A 4,447-nucleotide genomic window follows, 5' to 3' on the forward strand; every position below is an offset into this window, starting at 1 on the left:
ACCCCGGCCGGAGAACAGCCGGGTGATCCCGTAGAGCGCCGCGGAGCAGGCGATCACCGCGAAACCGGTCCAGACCGTCGGCTTGAAGACCAGGTCGACGGCCCAGTCGCCGACCGCGGTGGCGATCTTGCGGCCGAGGGTGACCAGACCGGCCATGGACAGGCCGACCGGCAACAGGGCGAGCGCGGCGATCCGGGTGGCGCGCAGATAGCGGCGGCGGTAGCCGGTGAGCAGCGCGAGGGCCAGGCCCGCCGCGGACAGGGCGACGCATACGGTCGTGGTCAGCATCCTGCGGCTCCTGGGCACTCCGTCCGGCCCGTGAGGTCCGGCCAAGGGCCCCGCGGAAACTCCTCGTTCCATCCTGCCTCGCCGCCGCCCCCGGAGCCATGGCCAACGGCCGGGTTCAGGGTGATCTGGGGGTTGCCTCCTCCCCGCAGTCCCCTGGAGTCCCGGGCGCCTCCTCCGTGAGTGGGAGACTGGCCGTATGACCGACGCCGTCTCCCCTGTCTCCCCCTCCCCCGTCGTCCTCGACGTCTGGTGCGAGCTGCAGTGCCCGGACTGCCGTACCGCGCTGGCCGATGTGCAGGTGCTGCGCGCCCGCTACGGCAACGCCCTCGACGTACAGCTGCGCCACTTCCCGCTGGAGAAGCACCGGTACGCGCTGGCGGCGGGGCAGGCCTTCGAGGAGGCCTACGCGCAGGGGCGCGGACTGGCGTACGCGGCGGCGGTGCTGGACCGGGTCGAGGAGCTGGACCGGCGCGGCGAGCGGCTGCTGGTGGAGGTGGCCGGTGAACTGGGCCTGGACGCCGAGGAGATGGACACCGCGCTGATCGACGGCCGGCACATGCTGATGGTGGACTCCGACGAGGCCGAGGGCAGGGCGATCGGGGTCACCGGTACGCCGACGTATGTGATCGGCGGGGAGTTGCTCGACGGTTCCAAGGACCAGAGCGGATTGCGCGAGCGGATCGCCGAGATCGCCGACCGGCTGCTGGCCGCCCGGGACTGAGGCGGCGCCGGCCCCGTTGACGACAACTCCCCTCCCGAATCCGGGTGTTCAGCCCAGCGGCTTGGCGAAGTGGGTCACGAGGGTGCGATAGCCGAGCGAGTGGTAAAGGCCCAGCGCCGGGGTGTTGCCCGCGAAGACGCTCAGCCCGATGGTGGCCGCGCCGGCGTCCCCGGCCGCGTTCTCGGCGGCCAGCATCAGGGTGCGGCCGTGGCCCCGGCCGCGATGGGCGGCGTCCACCGCGACGGAGAACACATACGCGGGCTCGGTGACGCGCAGCCACAGATGCCCGACGGTGGTACCGCGGTGGTCCAGGCAGAGCAGCGCCGTCCCCTCGGTGGCCGGGCCGTCGGGCATCGCCGCGGCGAAGGCGGCTGCCTCGTGGCCCACGGCCTGTTCGCGGGGCACCCCGCGGGCCACCAACTCCGCTATGTAGGACGCGCGTTCGGCGTCGTGCCAGGTCCCGTACTCGGCGTCGGAGAGCGGGCGCGGGGTGCTGCCGGCCGGCAGCGGGTGACGGCCGCCCGCGCCGGCCGCCCCTTCGAGCGCCTTGCCCATGGTGCGGTTGAGTTCGGCGTAGCCCAGCGCGGCCGCGATCCGCAGGCCGTGGGCGGCGTCGGCCGGCACCGAGATCTCCACCCGGGTGCAGCCCCGGTAGCGCAGCACTTCCTCGGCGGCGAGCATGGCGACGGTGCCGCGCCCGCGGCGGCGGTCGTCCGCCGCGATCGCGAGCGCCGCTATCCGGCCCACCGCCGGACCGTAGCGGGGGTCGACGGCCAGCTCGATGCCGCCGACCATCCGGCTGTTGACGCACACGGCGTAACTGCGCGCCCAACCGCCGTCCGCCTGGCGCCGCTCGGGGCCCGAAGGCCGCAGAGTCGTGGTCACGTTCACTCTCCCGGGGTGGTCGAGGCCGGCTGTCCCTGCGGGGCGCTCACGGGTTGAGCTCGGCGGCGGCCCGCTCGGTGAAGATCCGCATGGCCTTGGCGGTGACCGGGCCCGGGGCGCCGGGCAGTTCCCGGTCGTCCACCCGGCGCACGGCCTGCACATCGCGCAGCGTCGAGGTCAGGAAGATCTCCTCCGCCTCGGCGAGCACCTCCAGGGGGAGGTCCGCCTCCTGCGCGCCGCTCCAGTCGGCGACCAGTTCGCGGGTGATGCCGGCCAGGCAGCCGGAGCTCAGCGGCGGGGTGAGCAGCCGGCCGCCGACGACGACGAACACATTGGATCCGGTGCCTTCGCACAACCGGCCGAGCGTGTTGCCGAACAGCGCTTCGGAGGCGTCGTGCTGGTGGGCGCGGGCCAGCGCGACGACGTTCTCGCCGTACGAGGTGGTCTTCAGGCCGGTCAGCGCGCCCTTCTCGTTGCGCGCCCAGGGCACGGTGACGACCGCGGTGGTGTCGGGGCGGGCCGCGGCCTCGCCGAGCGCGACCACCAGGGTGGCGCCGGCGTCGCCCCGGTCGGAGCCGAGCGGGGAGGGGCCGCCGGTGTACGTGATGCGGAGCCGGCCGAAGGGCATCGGGTTGGCCGCCAGCACCGCCTCGCAGGCGCGGGCCACCTCGTCGAGGTCGGGCTCGGGCAGGCCGAGGCCGCGGGCGGAGCGCGCCAGCCGCTTCAGGTGCCGGGTGGTCGCAAAAGCCTTGCCGTCGACCGCCTTGAGGGTCTCGAAGACGCCGTCCCCGACCGTCAGACCGTGGTCCAGCACCGACACGGTGGCGTCCGCGGAGTCCCGCAGCCCGCCGTCCACCCAGATCCTCACGACAGCATCCTTCCGATCGCCCGGTCCCCGGCCGCCGTACGGCCGCCGGTTCCTTCTCCGCTCGCCCCGAGGCTCGCGTCGTACTCCCCCGACGCTACCGCCAGCAGCCGCGCGGCCTTGAGTTCTGTCTCCGCCCACTCGCCGGCCGGGTCGGATCCCCAGGTGATGCCGGCGCCGGTGCCGAAGCGCAGCACCGGGCCGCCGGGGTCGGTCCGGTCGATCCAGAACGTGCGGATACCGACGGCGAGTCCGGCCGTACGGCGGTCGGCGTCGACCCAGCCGATCGCGCCGCAGTACGGGCCGCGGGGCGCGGTCTCCAGCTCGCCGATGATCCGCAGCGCGCTGGATTTCGGCGCGCCGGTGACCGAGCCGGGCGGGAAGGCGGCGGCGAACAACTCGGGCCAGCCGGCGCCCGGCCGCAGCTCGCCGCGCACGGTGGAGACCAGGTGGACCAGGCCGGGGTGCGGTTCGACCGCGCACAGCGCCGGCACGGTCACCGTGCCCGCGGCGCACACCCGGCCGAGGTCGTTGCGCACCAGGTCGACGATCATCACGTTCTCGGCCCGGTCCTTGGCCAGGAAGTCCGCGGCGGTGCGGGCCGTGCCCTTGATGGGGCCGGACTCGACCGCGGCACCGTCGCGGCGCAGGAAGAGTTCGGGCGAGGCGGTGGCGATCTCCACGCCATGGGCGGGCAGCCGAATCGTTCCCGCATACGGTGCCGGGTTGCCGCGGGCCAGGGCGGCCCCCAGGGCGTCGATGTCGTGCGGTGCCCCGTCCTCCGGGCCGAGGGGCGCGCCGAGCACCCGGCAGAGGTTGACCTGGTAGACCTCGCCGGTGGCGATGCGGTCCCGGACGGTCCGCACCCCCGCCTGGTAGGCCGCCCGGTCCATCAAGGAGGTCCACGCCTGCCGGGACGGGCCGCGCCAGCCGCCGGGTTCCGGGACGGGGGCCTGCCGGACATCGCCGAAGCGGGCGCAGACGGTTCGGCCCTCGAAGTCGGCGGCGACCGCCCAGAAGCCGGCGGAGTCGAGCGCGCCGAGGTCCGCGGTGACATCCCGCAGGTCGGAGGCGACGAGGCGGCCGAAGCGGGCCATGGGGGCGAGGTCGTGCACGGTTCTTTCCCGGTGGGCTGGAGGACGGCTGGAGGATGGCTGGAGCGGAAGCCGGGCCGGGCCGCAGGGGGGTTGACGTGGGAGGGAAGGGTGGACCGGCGGGCGCGTCGAGCGGGCAGCACCCGAGTGTAGGCGGGTGCCCACCGGGCGCCCCGGACGTCAACTGCTTGTCATTGGCCCGGCACGCTGCGGAAACCGATTTTTGAGCTGGCCCGGGAATCCGCTAGAGTTCCACTCGTCACCGAGGCGTGCGAACATCTCGGCGGAGTCGGAGCCCGGATCGTCTTCCGGGTGGCAGTACCTGCGGACGTGGCTCAGTTGGTAGAGCATCACCTTGCCAAGGTGAGGGTCGCGAGTTCGAATCTCGTCGTCCGCTCGATGTGGGGGATCTTCCCGAACTCCCGCTGTGTTGGTGGAGTGGCCGAGAGGCGAGGCAACGGCCTGCAAAGCCGTCTACACGGGTTCAAATCCCGTCTCCACCTCCAAGGACGATTAGCTCAGCGGGAGAGCGCTTCCCTGACACGGAAGAGGTCACTGGTTCAATCCCAGTATCGTCCACTGGACCCCGACCGG

4 protein-coding genes, 3 tRNA genes and 1 pseudogene are annotated in these 4,447 nt (G+C 73.4%); 4 read left to right on the top strand and 4 right to left on the bottom strand.

All coding sequences use genetic code 11. The features are described from left to right. Positions 1-288 (bottom strand): annotated as a pseudogene (locus GA0115240_RS34365) (hypothetical protein); the annotation flags it as partial. 196 nt (positions 289-484) lie between these two features. Here GA0115240_RS34365 and GA0115240_RS34370 point away from each other — a divergent pair. Continuing rightward, complete coding sequence (locus GA0115240_RS34370; RefSeq protein WP_093742939.1) at positions 485-1,009, top strand: DsbA family protein; 525 nt, start codon at positions 485-487, stop codon at positions 1,007-1,009. Positions 1,010-1,057: 48 nt separating this feature from the next. On the opposite strand, the gene GA0115240_RS34375 is transcribed toward GA0115240_RS34370, so the two are convergent. From GA0115240_RS34375 to GA0115240_RS34385, 3 genes are read right to left on the bottom strand one after another with little or no spacing between them, the layout of a single operon-like run. Then, positions 1,058-1,894 (bottom strand): GNAT family N-acetyltransferase, encoded by an 837-nt coding sequence (locus tag GA0115240_RS34375; protein ID WP_093742945.1) that lies wholly within the window; start codon positions 1,892-1,894, stop codon positions 1,058-1,060. A 46-nt stretch (positions 1,895-1,940) separates the two neighbouring features. After that, positions 1,941-2,762 (bottom strand): aminotransferase class IV, encoded by an 822-nt coding sequence (locus GA0115240_RS34380; RefSeq protein ID WP_093742941.1) that lies wholly within the window; start codon positions 2,760-2,762, stop codon positions 1,941-1,943. After that, positions 2,759-3,874 (bottom strand): chorismate-binding protein, encoded by a 1,116-nt coding sequence (locus tag GA0115240_RS34385; protein WP_093742943.1) that lies wholly within the window; start codon positions 3,872-3,874, stop codon positions 2,759-2,761. Before GA0115240_RS34385 ends, GA0115240_RS34380 begins: the two co-directional genes overlap by 4 nt. A gap of 303 nt (positions 3,875-4,177) precedes the next feature. Here GA0115240_RS34385 and GA0115240_RS34390 point away from each other — a divergent pair. The 3 genes from GA0115240_RS34390 to GA0115240_RS34400 all read left to right on the top strand — a co-directional run bounded on the left by GA0115240_RS34390 (position 4,178) and on the right by GA0115240_RS34400 (position 4,432). Continuing rightward, a tRNA-Gly gene (locus tag GA0115240_RS34390) sits at positions 4,178-4,250 on the top strand. A 35-nt stretch (positions 4,251-4,285) separates the two neighbouring features. After that, positions 4,286-4,359, top strand: a tRNA-Cys gene (locus tag GA0115240_RS34395). Position 4,360: 1 nt separating this feature from the next. Then, positions 4,361-4,432: transfer RNA gene (locus GA0115240_RS34400), tRNA-Val, on the top strand. Positions 4,433-4,447: the final 15 nt, after the last annotated feature.

The sequence above is a fragment of the Streptomyces sp. DvalAA-14 genome, from assembly GCF_900091855.1.
GTDB lineage: Bacteria > Actinomycetota > Actinomycetes > Streptomycetales > Streptomycetaceae > Actinacidiphila.

What these genes read in the sequence shown, in the direction of transcription:
- GA0115240_RS34370 (WP_093742939.1), top strand. Translation starts at nt 485, where the DNA reads ATGACCGACGCCGTCTCCCCTGTCTCCCCCTCCCCCGTCGTCCTCGAC.